General features: G+C 60.6%; 21 protein-coding genes. 15 read left to right on the top strand and 6 right to left on the bottom strand.

From position 1 onward, the window contains the following. Positions 1 to 58 precede the first annotated feature (58 nt). From AB1402_06205 to AB1402_06230, 6 genes are all read left to right on the top strand, one after another. The gene (locus AB1402_06205; GenBank protein MEW6541189.1) at positions 59 to 703 is read left to right on the top strand and encodes a redox-sensing transcriptional repressor Rex; all 645 of its coding nucleotides are present in this window, start codon (positions 59 to 61) and stop codon (positions 701 to 703) included. A 369-nt stretch (positions 704 to 1,072) separates the two neighbouring features. Beyond that, positions 1,073 to 4,165, top strand: coding sequence for a formate dehydrogenase-N subunit alpha (fdnG, locus tag AB1402_06210; protein MEW6541190.1), 3,093 nt, complete (start codon positions 1,073 to 1,075; stop codon positions 4,163 to 4,165). A 58-nt stretch (positions 4,166 to 4,223) separates the two neighbouring features. After that, the gene (locus tag AB1402_06215; GenBank protein ID MEW6541191.1) at positions 4,224 to 5,003 is read left to right on the top strand and encodes a 4Fe-4S dicluster domain-containing protein; all 780 of its coding nucleotides are present in this window, start codon (positions 4,224 to 4,226) and stop codon (positions 5,001 to 5,003) included. A 39-nt stretch (positions 5,004 to 5,042) separates the two neighbouring features. After that, on the top strand, positions 5,043 to 6,227 hold the full coding sequence (gene nrfD, locus AB1402_06220; GenBank protein ID MEW6541192.1) for an NrfD/PsrC family molybdoenzyme membrane anchor subunit: 1,185 nt from the start codon (positions 5,043 to 5,045) through the stop codon (positions 6,225 to 6,227). Between the two features lie 513 nt (positions 6,228 to 6,740). After that, positions 6,741 to 7,589, top strand: a complete 849-nt coding sequence (locus tag AB1402_06225) for a formate dehydrogenase accessory protein FdhE (protein MEW6541193.1) — start codon at positions 6,741 to 6,743, stop codon at positions 7,587 to 7,589. A 66-nt stretch (positions 7,590 to 7,655) separates the two neighbouring features. Next, a complete protein-coding gene (locus tag AB1402_06230) occupies positions 7,656 to 8,339 on the top strand; it encodes a hypothetical protein (protein ID MEW6541194.1) in 684 nt (227 codons plus the stop codon). A gap of 81 nt (positions 8,340 to 8,420) precedes the next feature. Here AB1402_06230 and AB1402_06235 read toward each other — a convergent pair whose 3' ends face one another. The 4 genes from AB1402_06235 to AB1402_06250 form a co-directional block, all read right to left on the bottom strand. Further along, entirely contained in the window at positions 8,421 to 8,528 is a 108-nt protein-coding gene (locus AB1402_06235; protein MEW6541195.1) for a desulfoferrodoxin FeS4 iron-binding domain-containing protein, read from the bottom strand. Continuing rightward, positions 8,525 to 8,956, bottom strand: coding sequence for an ACT domain-containing protein (locus AB1402_06240; GenBank protein MEW6541196.1), 432 nt, complete (start codon positions 8,954 to 8,956; stop codon positions 8,525 to 8,527). The genes AB1402_06235 and AB1402_06240 overlap by 4 nt, the downstream gene beginning before the upstream one ends. 3 nt (positions 8,957 to 8,959) lie before the next feature. Next, entirely contained in the window at positions 8,960 to 10,285 is a 1,326-nt protein-coding gene (locus AB1402_06245; GenBank protein MEW6541197.1) for a phenylacetate--CoA ligase, read from the bottom strand. Between the two features lie 124 nt (positions 10,286 to 10,409). Then, the gene (locus AB1402_06250; protein ID MEW6541198.1) at positions 10,410 to 11,705 is read right to left on the bottom strand and encodes a phenylacetate--CoA ligase; all 1,296 of its coding nucleotides are present in this window, start codon (positions 11,703 to 11,705) and stop codon (positions 10,410 to 10,412) included. Positions 11,706 to 11,981: 276 nt separating this feature from the next. On the opposite strand from AB1402_06250, the gene acs reads away from it, so the two are divergent. The 9 genes from acs (at position 11,982) to AB1402_06295 (ending at position 22,946) form a co-directional block, all read left to right on the top strand. Beyond that, complete coding sequence (acs, locus tag AB1402_06255) at positions 11,982 to 13,964, top strand: acetate--CoA ligase (protein MEW6541199.1); 1,983 nt, start codon at positions 11,982 to 11,984, stop codon at positions 13,962 to 13,964. Between the two features lie 307 nt (positions 13,965 to 14,271). Then, on the top strand, positions 14,272 to 14,637 hold the full coding sequence (locus AB1402_06260; protein ID MEW6541200.1) for a DUF485 domain-containing protein: 366 nt from the start codon (positions 14,272 to 14,274) through the stop codon (positions 14,635 to 14,637). After that, positions 14,630 to 16,711 carry a cation acetate symporter gene (locus AB1402_06265; GenBank protein ID MEW6541201.1) on the top strand — a complete coding sequence of 694 codons (2,082 nt, stop codon included), beginning with the start codon at positions 14,630 to 14,632 and terminating at the stop codon, positions 16,709 to 16,711. Before AB1402_06260 ends, AB1402_06265 begins: the two co-directional genes overlap by 8 nt. A 56-nt stretch (positions 16,712 to 16,767) precedes the next feature. Then, on the top strand, positions 16,768 to 16,932 hold the full coding sequence (locus tag AB1402_06270) for a hypothetical protein (GenBank protein ID MEW6541202.1): 165 nt from the start codon (positions 16,768 to 16,770) through the stop codon (positions 16,930 to 16,932). 96 nt (positions 16,933 to 17,028) lie between these two features. Then, a complete protein-coding gene (locus AB1402_06275; GenBank protein ID MEW6541203.1) occupies positions 17,029 to 18,933 on the top strand; it encodes a DUF294 nucleotidyltransferase-like domain-containing protein in 1,905 nt (634 codons plus the stop codon). A 17-nt stretch (positions 18,934 to 18,950) separates the two neighbouring features. Beyond that, positions 18,951 to 19,658: a 3'-5' exonuclease gene (locus AB1402_06280; protein ID MEW6541204.1), complete on the top strand. Its 708-nt coding sequence runs from the start codon at positions 18,951 to 18,953 to the stop codon at positions 19,656 to 19,658. Between the two features lie 415 nt (positions 19,659 to 20,073). Continuing rightward, positions 20,074 to 20,718, top strand: coding sequence for a DVU0298 family protein (locus AB1402_06285; GenBank protein MEW6541205.1), 645 nt, complete (start codon positions 20,074 to 20,076; stop codon positions 20,716 to 20,718). 284 nt (positions 20,719 to 21,002) lie between these two features. Continuing rightward, positions 21,003 to 22,493 carry a methyl-accepting chemotaxis protein gene (locus AB1402_06290; protein MEW6541206.1) on the top strand — a complete coding sequence of 497 codons (1,491 nt, stop codon included), beginning with the start codon at positions 21,003 to 21,005 and terminating at the stop codon, positions 22,491 to 22,493. Positions 22,494 to 22,505: 12 nt separating this feature from the next. Beyond that, positions 22,506 to 22,946 (top strand): chemotaxis protein CheW, encoded by a 441-nt coding sequence (locus AB1402_06295; GenBank protein MEW6541207.1) that lies wholly within the window; start codon positions 22,506 to 22,508, stop codon positions 22,944 to 22,946. Between the two features lie 13 nt (positions 22,947 to 22,959). Here AB1402_06295 and AB1402_06300 read toward each other — a convergent pair whose 3' ends face one another. Continuing rightward, positions 22,960 to 23,904, bottom strand: a complete 945-nt coding sequence (locus AB1402_06300; GenBank protein ID MEW6541208.1) for a GTPase — start codon at positions 23,902 to 23,904, stop codon at positions 22,960 to 22,962. A gap of 296 nt (positions 23,905 to 24,200) precedes the next feature. Further along, positions 24,201 to 25,265, bottom strand: a complete 1,065-nt coding sequence (locus AB1402_06305) for a DUF2325 domain-containing protein (GenBank protein MEW6541209.1) — start codon at positions 25,263 to 25,265, stop codon at positions 24,201 to 24,203. Positions 25,266 to 25,285: the final 20 nt, after the last annotated feature.

The following is a 25,285-nucleotide window of genomic DNA, read 5'->3' on the forward strand; positions in this document are numbered from 1 at the left end:
TAACTTTTCAAAAATGTTATCCGCAACTGGTAATAGGCTATTTGGGAGGCTTTACGGCTTGAAAGCACTAAGAATTCCCGAAGCTACGGTGACACGGTTGTCCATCTATTCCCGGTTTCTCGAACGCATGGAACAGCGGGGAGTCACCACGGTATCGTCCAGCGAGATCGCCAAGGGTGTGGGTGTAAGCCCGGCACAGGTGCGCAAGGACCTGGCCTATTTTGGGGAGTTCGGCACCCGGGGCGTCGGCTACAACGTGAAGGACCTCATTCATTACATCCTGAAAATTCTTGGACTCACCCGCCCTTGGAACGTAATCTTGGTGGGCGCCGGTAATCTAGGCACGGCTTTGTGCACCTACCGGGGCTTCATCGACCGTGGTTTCAATATCGTCGGGGTTTTTGACAACGACTTGACCAAAATCGGCAAGCGGATTCACGACCTCGAAGTTCTCCCGCTCGAGCGGATGGCCGAGGTCATCGAGCAGCAGGACGTCAAACTCGCGATCATCGCCGTTCCCCTGGGCTCAGTTCAGGATATCGCCGACCAGTTGGTGGGGTACGGCCTGAAGGCGCTTCTGACATTTGGTCCGGTGGCGGTGGATGTTCCGGGCGACGTTGTGGTCCGGAACGTGGACCTGGCGGTGAAGCTGGAAATCCTTACCTTTAACCTGGTGTTCAAGGAACTGCATTCCATCATCTGAACAAGGCGGTTGAAGCGAGGGGTCGGAACAATCCGGCCCCTTTTTGTGTCCCTTTCTCCGGTCCGGATTGGTGTGCCGGCCCCTCATTTTTATCAAGAAATTGCAAGGCTCAAGGGTTTGTGAGCATTTTTCGTGCGTCAGCCCTGCAGGCCGGGTGGAAATGTTGACAGGCCCAAGTTTTATGTGTTATATTTGGGAGCAATAGAGATAGATAGAGATAGATATGAAAAACGGAGTAAGCCCCTTGTGAAGTAGCTCGCTGAGGTATTAGCGAGATGGGGGGTGTTTGCTGCGTTTTTTTGATTTCCAGTTAATTGTTTAGATGAAGTCAGGAAGTCAGGAATACTGAAGGGGGGTCCTGAGTTTTCTATGAAGAAGCTTAGCAGGCGGGCTTTCCTGAAATCCGTCGGTCTCGGCGCGGCGGGCCTAACGGCGCTGGATGTGATCGGCGGCGGAAAATCTGCCCAAGCGGCGACGCTGCTTCTCAAGTCGCGCACGGACATGCCGGAGTTCAAGCTCCAGTACGCCGAAGAAACCTACACCATCTGCGGCTGGTGCTCCGGCGGATGCGGCGCGATCATCTACACCAGGGACGGAAAGGTAATCGACAGTATCGGCGACCCCGACCACCCGATCAACGAGGGCGGGATGTGCCCCAAGGGACGCGCCCTCTCCGACCTCCGGCACGTCGTCGGCCAATCCGAACGCCGGCACTCCATGTGGCCCAATCCCCGCATCGACAACCCGCGGCGCCTGACCAAGCCCCTTTACCGTGCGCCCTACAGCACCGAGTGGCAGGAAATCAGCTGGGACGACGCCATCACGGAGATCGTGAAGCGGGTCAAGGCGACGCGGGACGCCACTTTCGAGACCACCGACGCCAACGGCGTAACGGTGAACCGCACCCAGGCCATCGCCCAACTGGGCAGCGCCACCATCAACTGTGAGGAAAACTACCTGATGCAGAAGTGGGCGCGGGTCCTGGGGCTGATCAACATCTGTCACCACGCCCGTCTCTGACACTCAGTCACCGTGGCCGGTCTGGCCAATACCTTCGGCAGAGGCGTGATGACCAACCACTGGACCGACTACCAGTTCGCGGACGCCTGGCTGGTAATCGGCGGCAACCCCGCGGAGAACCACCCCATCGCCTTCAAGTGGATCACCAAGGCCCGGGAAACCCGGGGCGCCAAGCTGATCGTCGTCGACCCGCGCGTCTCCAAGACCGCGTCGCTGGCCGACATCTACGCGCCCTTCAGGCCCGGCACCGACATTCCGTTCTTCAACGGTTTCATGAAGTACATCCTGGACAACAACCTCTACCACGAGGAGTACGTGGTCAACTACACCAACGCGTCGTACATCATCAACCCCGACTTTAAATTGGAAGACGGTGTTTTTTCCGGTTTGTTGGAGGGTGGAAAGTACGACAAGGCCACCTGGTCTTATACCGACGAGAAGGATGTTACCTTGCAGCATCCGAACTGCGTGTTCCAACTGCTCAAAAAGCACGTTGCCCGTTACGACCTGAAAACGGTGTCCCGCATCTGCGGCACGCCCCAAGACAAGCTGGTGGAGGTCTGGAAGGCCTTCGCCGAAACCGGCAAGCCCGGGAAGGCCGGCAGTATCCTGTACGCCATGGGTATGACCCAACACACCGTGGGTACGCAAAACGTGCGCGCCCTCGCCATGATCCAGCTCCTGCTCGGCAACATGGGCATGCCCGGCGGCGGCGTGAACGCGCAGCGCGGCGAGGCCAACGTGCAGGGCTCCACCGACCAGGGCATGCTGTTCCACATCACCACGGGTTACAATCCCATGCCCAGCGCGGCGGCGCACCCCACGTGGGCCGACTATGTGGAGAAGGCCACGCCGAAAGCCGGCTACTGGACCAACCGGCCCAAGTTCGTGGCCGCCATGTTCAAAGCCTGGTACGGCGGCGCGGCCACCGAGGAGAACGACTACCGCTTCGACTGGATGCCCAAGCTGGCCACCGGCGACCACTCGCACATGGCCATCTTCCGCGACATCGCCCTCGGGAAGATCAAGGGCCTGTTCGCCTGGGGCCAGAACGCCGTGGTCTGCGGTCCGTCGCAGATTCAGGCGCGCGCCGGCATGGCCAAACTGGAGTGGCTGGTGGCCATGGACCTGTTTGAGACCGAGACGGCCGCCTTCTGGAAGGCCCCGGACCTCGACGCGGCCAAGATCGGCACCGAGGTGTTCCTGCTGCCGGCGGCCGGCCCGTTCGAGAAGGAAGGCACGGTGACCAACAGCGGCCGCTGGATCCAGTGGCGCTACAAGGCGGTCGATCCGCCCGGGGAGGCGAAGCCCGACCTGTGGATCGCCGACCGGCTGTTCAAGACCCTCCGCGCGGAATACAAAACCAAGGGCGGCGCGTTCCCGGATGCGATCCTGAACATGGTCTGGGACTACGGCGACCCGCCGGACCCGAACAAGGTCGCCATGGAAATGAACGGCACGAACCTCGAGACCGGTGAGCTCTTGCCGAACTTCGCCGCGATCGCGAATTCGGACCTGGGCGCCGTTTCATGCGGAAACTGGATTTACAGCGGTTTTTACAACAACGTGAACGACCCGGCCTGCAAGCGGCGCAACAAAGAGGACAAGAGCGGGCTGGCCATGTACCACAACTGGGCCTGGGCCTGGCCGCTCAACCGCCGCATCGTGTACAACCGGTGTTCCTGCGACCCGGCCGGCCGGCCCTGGGATCCCACCCGGGCCCCCGTGGAGTGGGATGGCGCCCAGTGGGTCTTGAGGGATGTACCGGACTTTAACGCCAAGGTTCCGCCCGAGGAAACGGCCGCTAAGCCCTTCATTATGCTGGCGGACGGCCAGGGGCTTCTGTTCTCCATCCCGTGTGCCGACGGCCCGTTCCCCGAACACTACGAGCCGATCGAGAGCCCGGTTAAAAACCTCGTTTCCAAGCAGCAGACCAACCCGTGCCTCAAGACCTACGGCGGCGAATTCCAGAAGTTCGCGGAAGTGGGCAGCACCGAGTTCCCGTACGTGTGCACCACGCTCCGGCTGGTCGAGCACTACCAGAGCGGCGGCCTGACCCGGAACCTGCCCTTCCTGGTGGAACTGCAGCCCGAGATGCACGTGATGATCTCGAAGAGCCTGGGCGAGAAGCTGGGCATCGAGAGCTACGACTGGGTCAAGGTCAGCACCGTCCGGGGCGCCATCGAGTGCAAGGTGGGTGTCACCCCGCTGGTGAAGCCGCTGGAGGTCGACGGCAAGCCGGTGGAGATCATCTACATGCCGTGGCACTGGGGCTTCATTGGCCTGTCCTCCGGTGCGATCGCCAACGATCTGACGCCGGCGGCCGGCGATCCCAACACGATGATTCCGGAGTACAAGGCTTTTCTGGTTAACATCGAAAAGGTCAGGGCGGGTGTGCCTCCGGCGCCGCGGACCCGGGCCCGGGCCATCTACGACCTGTAGGCGCCCGTGAGATGTCGCCGTGCAAAAAGCCGGACTCTATAAGCGGAGGTGCGAATAAGTGGGTTCATATGGAGTGTTAGTCGACATCACGAAATGCATCGGGTGTCGTGCCTGCCAGGTGGCGTGCAAGAACTGGAACGACCTGCCCGCCACCAAGACCGAGTTCCAGGCCGACGGCTCGAACCCGCCCGTGCTGGATGCGTATAACGTCACGCGGGTCGGGTTCCACACCTTGGAGATCAACGGCGAGTACAGGCAGCGGTTCGCCAAGGTCCAGTGCAACCACTGCCTGGAGCCGCTCTGCGCCGAGGTCTGTTTCGTCCACGCGTACGCGGTGCGGCCGGAGGGCCCGGTGGTCTACTTCAACCCGGAGATCTGCGTGGGCTGCCGTTACTGCCAACTGGCGTGCCCGTTCCTGAACATTTCCATGAAGTGGGACGAGACTTGGTCCCGGGTCAGGAAGTGCAGCTTCTGTTACGACCGGCTGGCGAACGGCATGCTGCCGTCCTGCGTCACCACCTGCCCGCCCGGCGCCCTGAAGTTCGGGAAGCGGGAGGAACTGCTGGCGGAAGCGAAGGACCGGATCGCGAAGAACTCGGACAAGTACGTCAACCACATCTTCGGTGAAAAAGAAGTGGGCGGCACTTCCTGGATGTACATCTCGGACGTCCCCTTCGAGGAACTGGGGTTCAACACCGACGTCATGCAGAAGAGCCCCACGCAGTACACCTGGAAGTACGTTTCCAAAGCGCCCATCCTCGCGGTGGGCCTGCCGATCTTCTTTGCGGCGCTGTACGTGTATACCAAACGGCGCGCTGAGAACGAAGACGGGCACTAGTCGGTGGCCAATACATACGGATAAGAGGAGGGTGCCCAAGTGTACGACGAAAGGTATACGAACCGGTTTGGTTTCCGGCTGACCCCGCTGCGCTGGGCCATGCTGGCCTTTCTCGTCTTCTTCGCGGCGGTCGCCGGCTACCGGTTTGCTTTCGGCCTGGGACCGGTAACCGCCCTGAACGACGAGTGGACCTGGGGCCTGTGGAAGTACCTGGTGTTCCCCGCGGTCGCGATCGCCGGCTGCGGGTACGGCACCGTTTTTCTGGCGCACATCCTGCACATCAAGGCGTTCCGGCCGGTGGTCCGGGTGGCGATGGTCGTGTCACTTCTGGGCTACACCGTCGCGATGACCGGACTTTTGTTTGACATCACTGTTTACTACAACTTCTGGCGTCCGTTCGTGTATTGGGGCTACACCTCGATCCTGTTTGAAGTGCTTTGGTGTATGACCCTGTACTGGACCATCCAGATCCTGGAGTTCGGGCACATCGCTTTCGAGCGGATTGACGCGCCCCGGCTCTACAACCTCCTGGACAAGGCGATGCCGCTTTTGATCTGCGTGGGCATCATGCTGCCGTCGCTGCACCAGGCCTCCCTGGGCGGGCTTTTCATCGCCACCGTCAACCTGTATCCCACTTGGTGGTCGACGTGGGTGCCGTGGTTCTTCCTGATTTCATCCCTATACGTCGGTCCGGCGGTGGTGGCCTTCTCCTGCTGGGCGCTGGCCCGGATCTACGGCAAGGACTTTGGCGACTACATGCCGTCCTTGAGCAAACTGACCCTGGTGGGGGCCTACCTGATGATCTTCTACCTGGTTCTCAAGGTTTGGGATCTGACGGCGCGCGGGGCCTGGGAATACGCGTTCAACGGCACGCTGCAGGCGAACATGTACCTTTTGGAGATGGTGCCGTTCTTCCTGGTGCCGCTGGCGATGTTCCTGATCCCGTCCATCCGGAACTCGGTCGGCGGGCTCATCACCGCTTCGATCTTAAGTTCGGTCGGGGTGATCTTAAACCGGACCAACGTGATCTTCACCGGGATGGCGCAGAACTACCAGATGCCCTACGCCCCGACCTGGATGGAGTGGGTGGGCTTTATCGGCCTGCTGGTCGGTGCGGTTCTGGTGATCCTCTTCTTCGTGGAGAACTTCCGCGTATTGGAAGGGGACCCCGAACATCATCACGGACACGAACCCGCGAAGGCGCCGGCAAGCGTGCATGCCTAAAAGGGGGACAGTCCCCTATTTTCCCCCTATTTTTCTGCAGAGGACCGGGGGGCGAAAGCCCCCCGGTTTCCATTCGGGGCGGCGGGGACCGCCGCTTGGCTCCGTGCTGCGCATCGACAGCGGCTTGCGGCTTGGCTCGGGGCACTGTACGCCGCCTGCGGATTGCCATCGAGGGGTGTTCAGGCTCAGCCGGCACGTCACCGCCCGAGAAGGAGTCAGTATTGGCCGTTCAGCAGGGTTGTGGTGTTGGCGTCCTCGGCGTCGGCAGTGCCGGCCTCGCCCGCGCCGGCCGCTGTTCACGATGCTTCGCAATGTCGCCTGCGCCGGCGGTCTCCCACCGCCTGAGGGCCAAAGAGGGGGGCCGCCGCTTGGCTCCGCGGCCCAAAAAAGGTGTCAGACACCTTTTTTGGGGGGACCGGGGGTGGGGGTCGAACGTCTGCAGGACGGGGAGGTTGCTTTTGCTGCGGGTGTTTGTTAGGATTGTGCTAGTCAATCAAATTAGGAGATGATAGCGTGTCCGAAAAGGAAGTCCCGTTTGTCGAACCGCACCTGCTGGACCTTTATCGCGAGCTGCGCAACGTGACGGTGCCCGCGGAGAAGCTGCAAACCGGTCCGGTAGCGCCTGAAATAATGGAAAACTGGGAGTCCGGCATCCCGATGCTCTACGGCCACCCCCCGCAGATCGAAGTGGAAAGCTTCTTTGAAGTGCTTGCAGAAATAAGCGGCATTCTCAAACAGTATCATCCCGACCGCTCAGAGGACGTGGACCGGATTCTGGCGGCCCTGCCGGCCGAGGCGGAGGCTCGGAGCAAGGCCGTGGCCGGGGTGCTGCGGCGGGACGGTGAATGGCTGAGCGATTTCGTCTCCGAGCAAGACCTCCCCGAGGAGATGGTGGGCTTCATGGTCAGCCTGACCCTGCGACCGTTTTTGCGGCATTTCTCGGCCCAGCTCCGGGAGTCGTTGGGCCTGGAATCATGGCGGAAGAGGTTTTGCCCGGTCTGCGGCGGGCACGCCAATTTCTCCCGCCTGTCAAGGGAGAACGGGGCGCGCACGCTTTACTGTTCGCTTTGCGAGACCGAGTGGCCCTTTGCCCGCATCGCGTGCGCCTTCTGTAACGAGAAGGACCAGAAGAAATTCCGGTTCTTCACGGTGGACGAGACGGAGCGGTACCGGGTGAACGTGTGCGAATCGTGCAAGGGTTACATCAAGACCATTGACGAAGGCAAGACGCCCATTGACGAAAAGATCGAGCTGTTCTGGGAGGATGTGAAGACCGTGCACCTCGACCTTTTGGCCATGCGGGAGGGGTACGAGAACAAGATCGCCGAGATTCCGGTCTACGGTGAAGAAGTGAAGAACTAGGCGCCACTATATTGTGGTATCATAATCAAAAATGAGTGTTTGGTACGTACGGTGAGGTGTTGATCAATGGGCGTGCCGGAAGATGTTCTCACCGCGGAGCAGCGACTTGCGGTACGAGAAATCGTGGAGGCCTGTCTTCACGGCCGATATCCGACCAGGGAGGACTTCTCGGAACTGAAGATGGTTGTTGCCGACCTGGCGCAGGCGCAGGTGCGCACCGAGAAGCGAGTGGAGCAACTGGCCCTGGCGCAGGAGCAACTGGCCCTGGCGCAGGAAAAACTGGCGCAGGCGCAGGAAGAACTGGCGCAGGCGCAGAGAAAGACGGAGAAGGCGGTACAGGAGCTGGCCCGTCAGGTCGGGAGCTTAAGCGAAAACTTGGGGGGCAACCTGGAGGATCTTTCGTACCAGGTGGTTCCCTATGTGCTGGAAAAAGAGTTGGGGCTTGAGTTCCCCGAGTTGGGCCGGGAGTTCCTGACCATTGACGGGAAGGAAATGGAGTTCAACATTTACGGCAAGGGCGTCTACCGGGAGCGGCCGGAACAAGAGGTGGTACTGCTGGGGGAAGTAAAGACGAACATCACTGCCCGGGAAATGACGCGGTTTGCCAGGCAGGTCGAACGGGCGCGGGTATATCTGCCCGGGGTGGAGATAATCCCGCTTTTTTTCGGGTTTCGAGCTCGGCCCGCAGTCCGGCAATTGGCTCAGGAACTGGGGATCCGCTTGGTCTTTTCGTACGGTAAGCTTTTGTAACCATAGAGAACGTGGCGAAAGCACGTCTCTTCGCCCTGGAAGGCGACCAGAACCAGCAAATATTGCGCCGGTTTTTTAAAGTTACTCCGTCTTGGTCATCGGTTTTCCGCAGCACACCAGCGTGCCCTGGCCTTCCTGCTTAACCACGACAACGTTCGTGCACACCCGGCATTGGTATGTTTCGCCTATATCTGGTGGACGATGTTGTAATCCTGGACCGTGACCCCGTTGGCACCGAGCACCTCGACCGCCCGTTCCAGATCCTCCACCTTGAGCAGCACCAAGGCGTTCCCGGCCGACTTGGACACAAACGCGTAGAGGTATTCGATATTGATGCCCGTATCGTGCAGCAGGTCAAGCACTCCGGCCAGGCCGCCCGGACGGTCCGGCACCTCCACGGCCAGTACTTCGGTCTCGCTGACGGTGAACCCGGCGTCCTTCAGCACCTGATAGGCCCGGGCGGGGTCGTTGACGATGAGCCGCAGAATGCCGAAGTCGGAAGTGTCGGCGATGGAAAGCGCCCGGATGTTGAATCCGTTGTCCGCCAAAAGCCTGGCCACCGCGGCCAGCCGTCCCGACTTGTTCTCCAGGAAAATCGAAATCTGCTTTACCCACATGCTTTATCCCTCCTGCGGTTTATTCTTCCCGGGAAGGTCACGCTTGTCAACCACCCGCTTGGCCTTTCCCTGGCTGCGCTCGATGGTCTTGGGCTCGACAAGTTTTACTTCCACCCCGATGCCCAGCGTGCCCTCGATCTCCCGCTTGATGGTCTTCCCCAGGGATTCCAGGTGCCGCACCTCGTCGCGGAAGAAACGCTCGGACACCTCCACCCAGACCTCCAGGTGGTCCAGCGGGCCCTTGCGGTCCACCACCAGCAGGTAGTGCGGCTCGGCGTGCCCGATCTCCAGCAGGACGCTTTCGATCTGGGACGGGAAGACGTTCACCCCGCGGATGATGAGCATATCGTCGGTGCGCCCCATGACCTTGGACATCCGTACGTGGGTCCGGCCGCAGGGACAGGGCTCGACGTGGAGGGTGGCGATGTCCCGGGTGCGGTAGCGGATCAGCGGGAAGGCCTCCTTGGTCAGGGTGGTGATCACCAGTTCGCCTTCCTCGCCCGGCGGCAGTTGCGCCCCGGTGGCCGGGTCGATGACCTCCGGCAAAAAGTGGTCGTCAAAGATGTGCAGTCCCGTGTTGTAGAGGCACTCGCTGGCCACCCCGGGGCCGATGATCTCGCTTAAGCCGAAGATGTCGATGGCGACGACGTTGAGTTTCTTCTCGATCTCCCGGGCCATCTGCGGCGACCAAGGCTCGGCCCCGAAGACGCCCACCCGCAGCCGGATGCGCGACCGGTCGGTGCCCGTCTCCTCGAGCACCTCGGACAGGTGCAGCGCGTAGGAAGGAGTACAGGCCAGCGCGGTGGTGCCGAAGTCCTCCATCAGCATTATCTGGCGCTTGGTGTTGCCTACCGAAATCGGCACGACCGTGGCGCCTACTTTCTCGGCGCCGTAGTGCACGCCCAATCCCCCGGTAAACAAGCCGTATCCGTAAGCGATCTGGATGATGTCGTCGTCCTTGACGCCGGCGCACATCAGGGTCCGGGCCATGACCTCGGACCAGGTGTCGATGTCCTTGCGGGTGTAGCCCACCACGACGGGTTTGCCGGTGGTGCCGGACGAGGCGTGCACCCGGACGGTGTTCGCCAATGACGTGGCAAACAGTCCGAAAGGGTAGGTCCGGCGCAGGTCGTCCTTGGCGGTGAAGGGCAGGTGCGCCAGGTCGTCCAGGGACTTCACGTCTCCCGGACGAAGGCCCGCCTCCCGGAGCACCCGCTGGTAATGCGGTACGTTTTCGTAGACGCGGCGCACCAGTTCCCGCAGGCGCTCCAACTGTAGTTTCTTGCGCTCCTCGGCCGGCATGCACTCCATTTCCCGGTTCCAGTACATTAATCTAAAACCTCCCTGATCTATCTCTGGCCAAATTCAGTCGTCGGTCGTCAGTGGTCGGTCGTCAGTGTGGTAACCACCGACCACTGACCACTGACGACCATTACGACCACCAACCACCATTCTAGACCGGCCGGCGGTCAATCACGCGTTTGGTCTTGCCTTCCGTTCGCTCCAGCGAGCGGTACTCCACCAGCTTGACTTTCGGGGTGATGTTCAGGGTACTCTGGAGGCGTTCTTTGATGTTTCTTTCGAGGGTCTCCAGGTCGCGAAAGGCCCCGGTGAAGTAGTCGGCGGCCAGTTCGACCCGCACCTCCATTTCGTCCAGGTATCCCTTCCGGTCCACAATGATCTGGTAATGCGGGCCGACTCCAGCGGTATCCATCAGGATTTCCTCCACCTGGGACGGGAAGACGTTCACCCCGCGGATGATCAGCATGTCGTCCGTCCGCCCGAATACGCGACGCATGCGCACGGTGGTCCGCCCGCAGGGGCACGGGGTATAATCCAGAGTGGTCAGATCCCTGGTCCGGTAGCGAAGGAGCGGCAGGCCCTCCTTGGTCAGGGTGGTGATCACCAGTTCCCCCTGCACACCCGGGGGCAGGGTCTCGCCGGTTTCGGGGTCGATGATCTCGGGCAGGAAGTGGTCTTCCGAGATGTGCAGCCCGTCTTGAAGCCGGCACTCACCGGACACGCCCGGTCCGATCAGCTCGCTCATGCCGTAGTTGTCGGTGGCCGCAAAACCCCAGGCGGTCTGGAGTTCCTGGCGCAGGCCCTCCGACCAGGGCTCGGAACCGAAAAGGCCCAGCCGGAGCCCCAGCCGGATGGGGTCCAACCCGTTCTCGCGGGCCACCTCGGCGATGTACAGGGCGTAAGTGGGTGTACTAACCAGCGCGGTGGTGTTGAAGTCCTGCATCAGGCGGAGCTGGCGCCGGGTATTCCCGGCGGACGCCGGCACGACGGTGGCCCCGACCCGTTCCAGTCCGTAGTGCAGGCCGAAACCCCCGGTAAAAAGGCCGTAACTGAAACAAATCTGGACGACGTCACGGGGCTTCACCCCGGCCTGGACCACCACCCGGGCCACCAGTTCCGACCAGGTGCCGAGATCTTTACGCGTGTAGCCCACCACGGTCGGCCGGCCGGTGGTGCCCGATGAAGCGTGAATCCGCACCATCTTCTCCAGGGGCACCGCGAACAGTCCGTACGGGTAGTTGTCGCGCAAGTCGTCTTTTTCGGTGAACGGCAGCTTCGGCAGGTCGGAGAGGCTCTTGACGCCGGTCGGCCTAAAGCCCATTTCCCGCAGGCGGTTGCGGTAGAAAGGCACCTTCCGGCAGACCCGGCGGACCACGGACTGCAGCCGGTCCAACTGGAGGCGCTTCATGTCGTCCCGCGACAGCGTTTCCATCCTGTCCCAGATCATTCGGTGTCAACTCCATTGTTCCGGTAAAAATACCATTCGCCAAGGGGGTCCCGGATTTCCTGCTGGCCCGACAAGGTTTTGCCGCCGAGCGGTTCGCCGGTGGAGAGTACCGTTCACCCTCAACTATCGACCGTTGGGCGCCAATATTCACCGGTAGACCTCGACATTCGGCGATTGGCCCCCGAATTCTTTTCAGTCCCCCTGGAGCACGGTAGAATCCCATTAAACACTTGAGGAATTGGTGTGAATCTCAGTCTTTGAAGGGGGAGGGTTTCCGTGGCCGTCAAGAAGGAGACTATCGAGACCCTGCTCGAGGAGAGCCGGATATTCCATCCCGACGAGCAGTTCACCCGCCAGGCCAACGTCAAAAACCGGGACATCTACGCCGAGGCCCGGGCGAACCCGCGGATTTTCTGGGCGATGCAGGCCGAGCGTCTGGACTGGTACCGCAAATGGGACCAGGTCCTGGATTGGGAGCCCCCGTTCGCCAAATGGTTCGTGAACGGGAAGCTGAATGTGTGTTACAACTGCGTCGACCGGCACCTCAATTCCTGGCGGAAAAACAAGGCCGCCATCATCTTTGAGGGTGAACCGGGGGATAGTCGAATTCTGACCTACTGGGACCTGTGGCGTGAAGTCACCCAGTTCGCCAACGTGCTGCGCATGTTGGGGGTCCGGAAGGGCGACCGCGTGGCCATCTACCTGCCCATGATCGCCGAGGCGGCCATCGCCATGCTGGCCTGCGCCCGGATCGGCGCGCCCCACAGCGTGGTGTTCGGGGGGTTTTCCGCCGAGGCGCTGCGCGACCGCATTAACGACGCCGGGGCGAAGCTTCTGATTACAGCGGACGGCGGGTGGCGCCGGGGCAAAATCGTGCCCCTGAAGCGGAACGCCGATGCCGCCCTGAAAGAGTGCCCGTCGGTCGACAAGGTCCTGGTGGTCAAACGCACCGGCCAGGAGGTGCCGATGCAGGAAGGGCGCGACTACCGGTACGACGACCTGGTGGTCGGGGTGACCGTGGGCGGGCCCTGCGAGGAAATGGACTCCGAAGACATGCTCTTCATTCTGTACACCAGCGGTACCACCGGCAAGCCCAAGGGTGTGGTCCACACCACCGGCGGCTACCTGACCGGGGTTTCCACCACCCACCACATGGTGTTCGACGTCAAAGACCGCGATGTCTTCTGGTGCACGGCGGACGTCGGCTGGGTGACCGGGCACAGCTACGTGGTGTACGGACCGCTGGCCAACGGGGCGACCACCGTGATTTACGAGGGGGCGCCCGACTTCCCTGAGTTCGACCGCTTCTGGGCGATCATCGAACGCTACGGGGTCAACATTTTCTACACCGCGCCCACGGCCATCCGCGCCTTCATGAAGTGGGGCGACGAGTGGCCCGCCCGGCGCGATCTTTCCAGCCTGCGCGTTTTGGGCACGGTCGGCGAGCCGATCAACCCCGAGGCCTGGATCTGGTACCACAAGTACATTGGGTCCGAACGCTGCCCGATCGTGGACACCTGGTGGCAGACCGAAACCGGGATGATCATGATCAGCGCCCTGCCGGGGATCATCTCCACGAAGCCGGGTTCAGCATCGGTACCGCTTCCGGGCGTGGAGATCGACGTGGTCGACAAGGAAGGAAACTCGGTGATGCTGGGCAAAGGCGGCTTCCTCGTGATCAGGGAGCCCTGGCCGTCAATGCTCCGCACCATCTACGGCGATAACGAACGGTACGTGCGCGAGTATTGGGGCAAGATTCCCGGCCAAACACTGTACTTTGCCGGGGACGGCGCGCGCCGCGACTATCACAATTATTTCTGGATTTTAGGCCGGGTGGACGATGTGATCAACGTGGCCGGACACCGGCTGAGCACGATGGAAATCGAGAGCGCGCTGGTCGACCACCCCTGGGTGGCCGAGTCGGCGGCCATCGGCAAGGCGCACGAAATGAAAGGGCAGGCCATCTCGGTGTTTGTGACCCTAAAAGGGAAGTACTTCAAGGAACTCAAAGACGGATCGAAAACCAGGGGCGAGTTTGCGTCCGACCTCAAGGCCCACGTGGTGAAGAAGATCGGAGCGATCGCCCGGCCGGACGACATCTTCCTGACCGCCGAACTGCCGAAAACCAGGAGCGGCAAGATCATGCGCCGCCTGTTGCGGGATATCGCCGAGGGCCGGGCCTTGGGCGACACCACCACATTGGCCGACCCCGCGGTCTGCCGGGAACTCAAAGAGAAGTACGAGAGCAAGGAATCCTAGGATGACATCAACCTCAACCGGGGGGCAAACCCGATAGAGGCGCATCCGGGTTCGCACCTCCCGGACTAAGTGTTCGCCGGTGAAACGCCGCATCAACCTGGAAGAACTGACCGCGGTCATTGTGTTCGCACCCTCCCGGACCAAGTGTTCGCCGGTGAAACAGACAGGCACCGGCACGGTTTCCCGGGGAAAGGCGGTCTGCAGGCCGCCGTCAAACCATAGACGGAGGATTGTCCGCTACGCAGGGACAGATCAGCCGCTATGGTTTTTTATAGAGGGCAAGAGATTTGTTTAAGGGGGTTTTGGAATGGGCGACACGCCTCCGGGTACGGGACCGGGCACCCCCGCGAATGCGGGGGGTACCGCTCCCAGGTATGAGGTGCACAGCGAGCAATACCTGCACCTGGTGATGAGTGCACAGTTGAAGCTGAGTCTGAAGTGTTTTGCCATTTTTGTGGTGATTCTGGTGGGGATTCCACTGGCCAATTTCTACCTGCCCGAGATCGCCAACACCCGTATCTGGGGGTTCACCCTGAGCTGGCTGTTCCTGGGGGTGTTGTTTTATCCCTTGACCTGGATAATCGCCCGCATCTACGTCTCCCGGTCCCTGGCCCTGGAAGACGAAATCATCGCCCGGGCGACATGGGAAGAGGGGAGGATGAGCGGTGGCTGATATCGCCTGGATTCCGCTGATCTTCGTAACGCTTCTGGTTATCGCCACCGTAGGACTGGGAATCTGGGTGCAGCGTTCGGTACGCAGCACCGCCGACATGTACGTCGCCTCCCGCGCGGTAAGTGTGCCGATGAACTCGGCGGCCATTTCCGGTGAGTACCTTTCCGCGGCTTCCCTGATGGGCATCGCCGGCATGGTGATGAAGTTCGGTTACGACGTGCTCTGGTACCCCGTGCTGTACGCGGCCGGCTACCTCTTTCTGCTGCTCTTTATCGCCAGTCCCCTGCGGCGGTTCGGGGCGTACACCATCCCGGACTTCGCCGAGGGCCGCTACTCGAGCGCCGCCTTCCGGAAGATCGCGGTGGTGTTCGTGCTGACCATCGGCCTTTTTTACACCATGCCGCAGATGAAGGGGGCCGGCGTGGCCCTGGTGAATATCCTGCACACCCCTTACTGGGTGGGCGTGGTCCTGGTCGGTTCGGTGATCACCTTCAACGTGGCGCTGGGCGGCATGAAAGGCATCACCTTCGTGCAGGCCTTTCATTACTGGATAAAGATGTTCGCGGTCTCGGTGCCGATGTTCGTCCTGTTTGCCTTCGTGGGCGGCTACCCGGGCCAGATGGCCCAGTTCGGGAACGAGGGTGAAGCGGGGAAATCATTGCCCAGGTTCCACGATGACCACCAGATAACATACCGGCCGGTGGCCCCGGCGAACGAGGTTGTGTTTCCCGATGCCATCTCGGGCCGCTTCGCCGGCGGAGCCGAGGTCATCGTCACCACCTCCGCGGCCCTGCCGCCGGGCAGTGACCCGATCACGCCGGCGGACCTCGTGGCGTCGGGGTTGCCCGCCCAGACGGTGGCCCGGGAAATAGCGGGCCAGGAACGCACGCTCTACGTGTTCCCGGCGGGGGCCGAGTTCACCACCACCCGCCCGGTGACCGTGACCAGAAACGGCGAACCGGTGATCGTCACCGACCCTTCGACCCGCAAGAAGAAGGAACTGGTTGTGGCGGCGAAACTCCAGTTGTTCCCGGTGCCGGGAGAGGAACGGGTGGTCGTGCAGTACGCCCGGGGCGAGGTGGTGCCGAACGCGCCCGCCGACAAGACCTGGCTGGAGCCGTTCGGGCCGCTGACCAACAAGTACGGTTACCCGGTGTTGTACACCTACTCGCTGATCCTGGCCATTATCTGCGGCACCGCCGGGCTGCCCCACATCCTGGTGCGGTTCTACACCAACCCGGACGGCCGGACGGCGAAACGGACCGCCTTTTGGGTGTTGATCCTGCTCGGCTGCTTCTACCTGTTCCCCCCGATATTCGGGGTGATGGGCCGCAATGCCGTACCCCAGCTCTACGCCATCACCGGCGGCGCCTACAGCACGGACTCAGTGATCCTGGTCCTGCCCAAGATCCTGAACCAGAATATGGTCTACCTCGGCGACATACTGTCCGGCATCACCTCGGCGGGTGCTTTCGCCGGGTTTATGACCACCTTCTCGGGGCTCTTGGTTTCGATCACGGGCGCTTTAGCCCACGACATCTACGGGAACATGCTCAATAAGAAGGCCACGCCCAGGCAGCGGATCAAGGCCTTCCGCACGGCGGCCGTCCTGGCCGGCTGTGGGGCGATGATCCTGGGCACGTTCGTGGAGAACTTCGACATCAACATGATGGTGGGCTGGGCGTTCGCGATCGCGGCGGCCTCGTACTTCCCGATGCTGATTATGAGCGTCTGGTGGCGCCGGGCAAGCGCGGCCGGCGCGGCCATCGGGATGCTGGTGGGCGGGATCTCGGCCCTGATGGCGATCGTGTCCACGATGCTGGCCGACAAACAGGTGCTGCCTTGGTTGGCCGTATGGTACGCGGACAACCCGATCTACCGCACCCTGGCGGAACAGCCGGCGATCTGGGCGGTCCCGCTGGCCCTGTTCTTGATCTTTACGGTGTCTATGTTGACCCCCAGGGGGGTGCCGCACGACGTGCACCATAAGATGTTGGTGCTGCACGCACCCGAGGAGCTTGGGCTGAAAGACGAATACATCAAGGAAGAAACCGCGCCGAAGCCGGCCCGGTAGCGGGGGTGGCGCCAAACGCCCCACCTTCATACCGGAACAGGGAGGAATTCTGTCGCATGGGTGGAACGCTTAAGAGGAACCTGGCGATATATTCGGTATACCTGGGCTTGCTGGCCGTGATCGGGGTTTCCGTTCGCTACCTGGGCCTGGACATGACGGTCGGCATCTGGTTCGCCATCGGGGTGGCTTGCGTGTTTGCAGTGTTCTGGCCGCGCTGGTGAAGCGGTGGGAGGCCGCCGCTTGGCTCCGTGCTGCGCGTGGACGTCGGTCACGGGCGCGGTTTGTAGGACTGTGGGTTGGAAGGGGGCGTCAGGAGTATGGATTACTACAAATTGTTGAAGGACACCCCGCCGTTTTCGGCTCTTCCGGATGAACGGATACGGGAATGCGTTCCCCACCTGACGACCAAGGACTACCTCAAAGGAACCTACATCTTCCGGCAGGGGGAGCCCCATCAGGAGCACTTGTTTTTCCTGTTGTCCGGCCTGGTGGAAATCCTTCTGGTCGGGGACCACGGCGAGGAGCGGGCGGTGGGCCTCTTGAAGCCGGGCGATTTCTTCGGGGAGTGTCTCTTGTTTACCGACTCCTACCCAACCACCTCGCGGACGGTGGAGGATAGCCGTTGCCTGCTTATCCCGGAGGTCTGCTTCGAAGACCTGAAGTCGGATCCGGATTTCGTCGGCTTTTTTAGTCACGCGCTGGCGGAACGGATGCGGTACGTGTACCAAGAGGTGGCCCGGGAACAAAACTGGCCGCCGCCTTGGGAGCCCCAACACTACCGGAGGCGGCTCTACGAGATAATGTCGTCCCCGGTGGTTACCTGCCTCGAGGAACACCGGGTCACCGAGTTGGCGCAGTTGTTTGCCGAGCGGGAAATCAGCGCGGTGGTAATCTTGGATCGCGGCGGCATCCCCCGCGGGATGCTTACGGCGAAGGATCTGGTGCGCCGCGTTCTGGCCGCGGCGGATTTCGAGCACCAGGCCCGCCGACCGGCGGCCGTCTTGATGAACGAGAAACTGGTGCTGCTGCCGCCGGAGGCGCATATCTACGAGGCGTTGCTGGCGATGATGCGCAATAATGTGCGTCACGTCCTGGTAGAGAGCCAGGGGATGCTCTTGGGCATCGTGACGATGGGTGATCTGGTCCGGGCCCAGCACCTGGACGTGCTCCGGACCGTGGACGCCGTCGAACGCGCTCCCAGTATCGAGGGGATAGCCGCGCGCATGCCGGACATCGACCGCGTGGTGGGCGACATGGTGAGCGGCGACGCCTCATCGGAAGAGATCTGTACGCTGGTTACGGAGTTCTACGATCGGGTGACCTGCCAGTTGATCCGGATGGTGGAGGAACAGATGTTCGCCGAGGGCAAGGGCCGCCCGCCGACGAGTTATTGCTGGTTGACAATGGGTAGCGGGGGCCGCCGTGAACAAGTCCTGCGTACCGACCAGGACAACGCCTTGATCTACGACGATCCCCAACCGGGAGAGGAAGAGAAAACGGCGGCCTACTTCCTGGAGTTGGCCGGCCGGGTGGTTTCCGGTTTGGAGCAGTGCGGGTTCCGGCCTTGTCCCGGTCAGGTGATGGCCGGCAACCCGGACTGGTGCAAGCCGATGCGGGACTGGTTCCCGACCTTGAAGAAATGGACCTTGGACCTGAACCCGCAAATGCTAAGGCTGATGAGTATTTTTCTTGATTTTCGCCCGGTATACGGCCAATTCGCCATGGCCCATTCTTTAAGACGCTACTTTTTCCAACGGTTGGAAAAGGCGCCGGTGGTGCTGCATTTCATGGCCCGTGACGCCCTTTCCAGGAAGGTGCCGTTAAACCCGCTCCGGCAGGTGATAACCGAACGGTCCGGCCCCCACAAGGATCAACTGGACCTTAAACGGGCCGTGTTGATCCACGTCGTGGACGCTGTGCGTTTGTTTGCGTTGCGCGACGGCCTCCTGGAGACTTCGACGGTGGGCCGGCTCCGCCAATTGGTTGACAAGGAGGTCCTGCCCAAGGACGACGCCGAGGCCTTTCAGGTGGCCTACGACAGCATTCTGATGCTCCGGCTGCGGTTGAATTTGCGCCGCATGGCCGAAGGGAAAAAACCATCCAACTATGTGAGTCCCCGGAAGCTGACCAGAAGGGAATTGGCGATGGTGAAGGACGCCATGATGGCTGTTTCACGGTTGCAGAAGTTTACGGGCGTGACTTTCCGGGTGGAAGGGTACTAAAAGGGGTTGAGTGCATCGTGAGTATCGCCGCCAATTTCTCCGGCCTTTGGAGAAATAATTCCAGCGCGGTCCAGCCGGGTTGCGACGACCTTACCCCGGAGCTGGTTCAACTGTGCAGCGCCAAGCCGCCCGAAGATGTGTCGCTGTATAACATTGTGTACTCCGTGATTGACACCGAGACCACCGGGTTGCGGCCCGATACCGGGGATGAAGTAATCTCGGCGGCCTGTGTCCGGGTCGTGGCGGCCAAAATCCAAAACGATTATTTCTATACCCTGGTTAATCCTGAACGTGAGGTGCCGGAGTTGGCCACCACGATTACGGGAATCACCACTGAAGGGGTGCGGGGACAGCCGGTGCTGGAAAAGGTGTTACCCCGCATGCTTCAGAAAATGGCCGGGGGGCTCATCACCGGTTTTAACATTCAGTTTGACCTGGTGTTTTTGAATAACGGGTTGAAAAGGAAGTGCGGCGCCATCCTTAATCCGGCGGTGGTGTTGGATGTTTTGTCTTTGTGCCGGATCCTCAAACCCCGCGCCCGGACCTTCGGCCTCGGGGCGATGGCCCGGGAATATCAGATTTCGGTGAAGGACCGGCATAACGCTCTCGGGGACGCCCTGATCACTGCCCGGCTGCTGTTGTGCCTGCTCCCCGAATTGGAGGCGCGGGGGGTGCGGACCCTACGGGATCTACGCCATTTTCTGCGCTACCACGCGTTGTACTAGTATATTTGTCCGTGACAGTTCGCGCCCGCAACGGGTATAAGATGTATGGGCGCAGCGTGTAGGCGGTCCAGGCTGCTTGGGCAGTATTAAGGTGGGCCGCTGCGGAGCAATGTGTCACCTTCCGGTGGAGGCGGCAGTGGCCAGTCGCCCGCGGCGGTTCGACGGCCTTGAGGGCTGTTTATTGTATTATGTATACAGCATATAAGCACATAATACCAAAAAAGGTTTTCTGAGGACAATAGACCCCTTAATTAGTTATCATATTTAAAATTCCGTTTGTACTAACGTTAATGCCAAATACGGCCTCCGGGCCTTAAATTTATTTTGTTTTTAAATGGGATGTTAGCGCCGGCGAAAAAAGTGTAAAATAGGGGTAGGATAGCTTTGGAAAATTATTTCTGGGAGGCGAAGCTGTTTGGTCAAAGACCAAGTACGGCGGTTGCTCGAGGGCCGGCAGTATGATGGGTTACTGCAGTTGGCGAAGGAAGACCCGGAAGTGGTCACGCATTTGGTGGCTTTTCTGGACAATCGGGAGGGCCTTCTGCGCTGGCGGGCCATTGAAGGTTTGGGGCACGTGGTTGCCGGGCTGTCGCGCAAGGACGAGAACTTCGGTCGGGAAATCATCAGGCGTTTTAGCGTGGATAACCCCGCGTCGGGAGAGATCGGCTTTAGTGCACCGGAGGCGGTGGGGGAGATTATCAAACACCAGCCGGAGCGTTATGCCGATCTTGTTGCTCACTTCGTCAGCCCGCCGTATAGAGATGATGTTTTGCGACGCGGGGTGATCTGGGCGTTGGGTAGAATCGGGAAGCGCAATCCTGCATTGGTTGCCGGCGGAATGCCCATCCTGCTCAGGGCCCTGGGGGATCCGAACCCGGAAATCCGAGGCTTGGCGGCTTGGTCCCTTGGGGAAATCGGAGTTCAGGAAGCGGCCTCGGCCCTTGGGGATTTGCGCGGGGACCACCAGGCCGTGACCATCTATGAGGCCGGCAAGCTGTGGCAGCGGACCGTGGGCGAGGTGGCCCTGGACGCCCTGGCGAACATCCGGGCGCGGGCTTAGCCGGAAAGATGGGTCTTTAGTACTCGTACAGAGTTGATTGAAGACCTCCTGAGGGGGCGAACATATTTTTCGCCCCCTCTTTATTCGCGAACCTCCCGGTGTTTGTTTAAGTTTTCCGCCAATGAACCGAATAGAGGAAATAAGGCGACACTGGTCGTCAAGAAAGAGATTGTAGGGGGGGGGAAGCGATGAGGTTCAAGTCTATTGCTTCCATGTCACTCAAATTCAAACTGGCTTCAGCATTTGTCGTTATTCTGGTTCTATTTTCGGTGGCGTTACTATTGGTGGTTAACAAACTGATAACGTCCACCGCTGAGGAGTCGGCCACCGAGAAGGCCCGTGGCGATCTGGCCACCGGAGAAGTTATCATCAATCAGATGTACCCTGGAGCATGGCGGGCGGATGGTGACCGGCTCTACAAAGGTGAGGTGTTGATGAATGACAATTTCCACATCGTCGATTTTATCGGCAAGCTGACCGGAGATACAGTAACCATTTTCCGGTGGGACACCAGAATCGCAACCAACGTTATTACGGCTGAAGGTAAGCGTGCGGTTGGAACCAAGGTGGCGGACAATATCGCCGAGGCCGTATTGAAGCGGGGGCAGGAGTATTACGGGACGGCTCAGGTCGTGGGCAACTGGTATCAAACGGCGTACAAGCCGATCAGGAATGATTCCGGCCAGATCATCGGCATCTGGTATGTTGGAGCGCCGAAGAGTTTCATGGATGCGCTCATCACCCAGGGAAGGCTGACCGTCATCGCCGCCTGCGGCCTGACAACGATAATCGCCGTCGGTGTGCTCCTGTTCTTTTCGAACCGGACTATCGCCAAACCGATCAGGCAGCTCGAGATCGCGGCGGCAAAAATCGCCGCCGGGGAGTTGGACTACCGGGTGCCGGTGCGCGCCCGGGATGAGATGGGAAGACTCGGGATGGCTTTCAATCAGATGAGTGAAAACCTCAAAAACGTGATCGACAGGGTACGGGAGAGCTCCTTCCAGTTGGCATCTCACAGCCAGGAGCTCTCGGCCGCTTCGGAAGAAGTCAGCGCGGCGGTCGAAAACGTGACCAGCACCTCAGCCGAACTCTCCGCCTCGACCGAGGAAAGCGCCACTAACGCGACCCAGGCGGCGGAAGCGGCACGCGCCACCGAAAGAGCGGCGGAGGCGGGTAATCAGGCGGTTTACCAGGCGATCAAAAAGATCACCGCCATCCAGGAAACGGTGGCTTCCAGTGCCAAGTCGGTCCAAAACCTGCATCAGAGATCGGAGAAAATCGGACAGATTGTTCAGGTCATCAATGATATTGCCGATCAGACCAACCTTCTGGCCTTAAATGCCGCTATTGAGGCGGCACGCGCGGGAGAACACGGACGTGGTTTCGCGGTGGTGGCCGAAGAAGTGCGCAAGTTGGCTGAAAAGTCTTCCGGTGCCACCAAGGAGATCGAAGATATTATCCGGGCCATCCAGCAGGAGACGGTAAAGGCGGCGGAGGCAATGCAGGCCGGTGCCGGGGAGGTAAGCGACGGCGTCAAGATCATCAAAAGAGCCGGCGAGACTTTGGAGAATATTCGCGAGCATGCCGGGAGGAGCACCGGTCTTGCCGAGCAGATCGCCGGCATGGCCGAGCAGAATAGTCACGGAGTCCAGAACCTTGCGGCCACGTCTGAACAGGTAAGCAGTACGATACAGGAGATGGCGGCCAATGCCAACAACCTGGCCCGGATGGCCGATGACCTTGAGAGTATCGTGAAATCATTGAATAAAGCCTAGGAGGTGTAGGCCGTGGGTTCCACCGTTGCCAATGAGCAGCTGGTAATCTTCGATCTCGGTGGGCAAAAGTACGCGATCCCGGTACTCAACACCCAGGAGATCATAAAAATGATCGACATTACTCCAATCCCCAGGTCCGACAGTTTCATAGAGGGGGTCATTAACCTGCGGGGCCGGATAGTCCCCATCATTAACCTCAGCAAGCGGCTGGACCTTGCTCGGAGCCAGGCGACCCGGGATACGCGGATCATTGTGGTGGAGCACAATGAAACCAGTGTCGGCATGATTGTGGATCGCGTCCAGGAAGTGGGCCGCTACAACCGGGACGAAATCGAAAAGTCGGAATCGGTGATGAAAGAAAACGAGTTTGTCGGCGGGGTGGTCAAGAAGGACAACGCCCTATGGCTCTTGTTGCGGCTTGAGAAGGTTCTGCCCAACGTTGCCGCGCATTAGTTCGAAACCTATACTAGACCACGATTTCGACGATGTCACGGTCCCGCAGCTCGTAGTTGCGGGGGACGGATTGCCCGTCGAAACGGGCCGAACCCCATACCCGGGCCGTTTTTAGAAGCCGCGGGAAGTCCCGGTGAATGGCAGCCGCCAGTTCCAGCACCGTGCTTCCGGAAGGCAGCACGAAGGGCGTTTTCAGATCGGGCGGCTTTCCGGGGGTTTTGCCGAAAACGCGGATAATACTCAGCACTTCGAAGATCCGGCGGCGTAGGAGTTCCATGTTCTGACCGGTGGTGGTTGAGACCGGCAGGATCTCTACGTTGGGTCTCAATTCTCGCAATACGGCCAGGTTTTCCTCGCTTCCGGGCCGGTCGGCCCGGGTGCCCGCGATTAAAGAAGCCCCCCCGACCCTCTTCCGGTTCAGGAAGTCAAGTGTGCCCTCCAACTGCTCAAGGCACTCGGGTGTTCCCAGGTCAATGGCCAGTAGGAGAGCGTCCCCATTGCGCAAGGTGTTCAGCAAACCCGGTGGTACCATTTCCGGGGTGAAGGGTGGAGTATCCACCAACTGGACCATGATCTCTTCGTACGGCATCATTCCCGCAAACGGGACCGTGGTGGTGAACGGGTATTCAGCCACCTTGACCCTGGCCCTGGACAGAGCGCCGACAATGGCCGACTTTCCGGTATTAGGGTAGCCGGTGAGCACCACCTGACCTGCGCCCTGCCTTTCTACGTTGAAAGGGTCTTGACGGCTGACCTTGCTTTTCTTCCGGCTTTCCTCACGGAGCCGCGAGAGGCGCCGCCGGATATCGGCCTGCAGCTTTTCGGTGCCCTTGTGTTTGGGGATTACAGCCAGCATTTCCTGAAGGGCCGCGATTTTGTCCTCAATAGTGACTGCCTGCCGGAATGCTTCCTCGGCGGCGTAGTACTGGGGCGTGAGATTGGCGGGCAATGCGATCACCCCCTCCGGGTGGTGATTAGTTCGCTTACCATTTAAATGACACCGGCTTGTTTCCCTGCTTTACCGAAAAAAATGGCGCCTGTCACGAGGCGCCCCCCAAGATAGCCGTGCACTTGAAGAAGACTTGAATTGCGGGAGGAGTCGCTCACGACGATTCCTCATCGCTCATGCGGGGATGAAAATATGGCCTGTTTTCGAAGCAGCATAAACTCGTTTTCGAACCGGCCTTCACCACTTGCGGCGAAAAACCGCCGCCGAAGTAGAAAAGGAATGTTTCCTCGTGCTCCCCCGATGGTCTAAAGTCTTTCCAGGACTTCGCGCAGGGCGCCGGAGGCGCCGCGGGACGGGGCGTATACGTAAGGGCGCCCCAAGCGTTCGCAGATCGCTTCCACATCCGGCATTTTGTGCTTCATCGCCTCGGTGACGATTACCACGATATCGGCCCGGCGCACCTTTCCCTCCAGGAGTTTTCCGACCATAAAACCCGATTCCCAGCTGAAGGTGGCCCCCCGGCGCTCGAAGACCCGTTTGAAGGACTCCTTGTAGCTGTCGGCGCCCACCACCAGCACGCTTTTGCCCAGGAGGTCCTGCGGTTCGACCGCCTGGGGGACGGCCCCCTCCTTCTTTTTGTCCCGTTTCGGTGCCCGCTTCAATTCCCGGATTTGCAGGAACGGGTCGTCTGGATCATACCTCCAGGCCAGCTTGGCCGAGGAAGGGTCGCCGGCCATGTAGGCGACTTCCACAAGGTCCCCTTCGTCAAGACCAAGGGACGAGACGTCTTGGTCGGGGACCGTGATGAAGGACTCCTCGTCCTCGCTGTACACGCCCCAACCACTCCCTGCGTGTTCCAGCGGCGCCACCAGGCAGACGCGTTCGGAGGTATGGCCCAACTCCCGTCTTTGCAGCACCCGGAAGAAATAGAGCGCCCCGCCGCGGTCGGTCAGGCCTTTTTCCTGGGCACCAACCAGGTCCCCATGCTCTACGCCTTCAGCACGCACCGCCGCCTCGGGCACAAACACTTCCCGGCCGCTGCGGTGGTCTTTTACCACACCCCCGCGCGGCAGGCGGAAAAACTCACCGGCCACCTCCCAGTTTCCGCCGGCGTACAGGGCGTCCCAGTCCGGGGCCAGGATCTTTTGCCGGGCCGGGCCGGCTCGGCCCCCACCCCCTCCGGCACTGTCGGCGTCATCCAACCCCTCCTCGTTCTCCTGCAGGATCTCCTCGGCCAGCAGCAGGTCGGCGGCCCGGTTCACCATCGTCCGTTCCTCCGAAGTCCCCACCTGTTCGGCCAGTCTGCGGTACAGTTCCCGGCGGGTCCGGCGCAGCCGCTCGATAACCTGCCTGGAGGCCTCACGTGTCATCTATGGGGCACCTCCTCTCA

This window comes from Bacillota bacterium (assembly GCA_040757205.1).
Classification (GTDB): domain Bacteria; phylum Bacillota; class Desulfotomaculia; order Desulfotomaculales; family Desulforudaceae; genus Desulforudis.

Excerpts from the sequence above, each read along its gene's own strand:
- AB1402_06240 (MEW6541196.1), bottom strand. The coding sequence starts at position 8,956 with ATGTGGGTAAAGCAGATTTCGATTTTCCTGGAGAACAAGTCGGGACGG.
- AB1402_06250 (MEW6541198.1), bottom strand. The coding sequence starts at position 11,705 with ATGATCTGGGACAGGATGGAAACGCTGTCGCGGGACGACATGAAGCGC.
- AB1402_06245 (MEW6541197.1), bottom strand. The coding sequence starts at position 10,285 with ATGTACTGGAACCGGGAAATGGAGTGCATGCCGGCCGAGGAGCGCAAG.
- AB1402_06270 (MEW6541202.1), top strand. The coding sequence starts at position 16,768 with ATGGGTGGAACGCTTAAGAGGAACCTGGCGATATATTCGGTATACCTG.
- AB1402_06230 (MEW6541194.1), top strand. The coding sequence starts at position 7,656 with ATGGGCGTGCCGGAAGATGTTCTCACCGCGGAGCAGCGACTTGCGGTA.
- AB1402_06260 (MEW6541200.1), top strand. The coding sequence starts at position 14,272 with ATGGGCGACACGCCTCCGGGTACGGGACCGGGCACCCCCGCGAATGCG.
- AB1402_06275 (MEW6541203.1), top strand. The coding sequence starts at position 17,029 with ATGGATTACTACAAATTGTTGAAGGACACCCCGCCGTTTTCGGCTCTT.
- AB1402_06305 (MEW6541209.1), bottom strand. The coding sequence starts at position 25,265 with ATGACACGTGAGGCCTCCAGGCAGGTTATCGAGCGGCTGCGCCGGACC.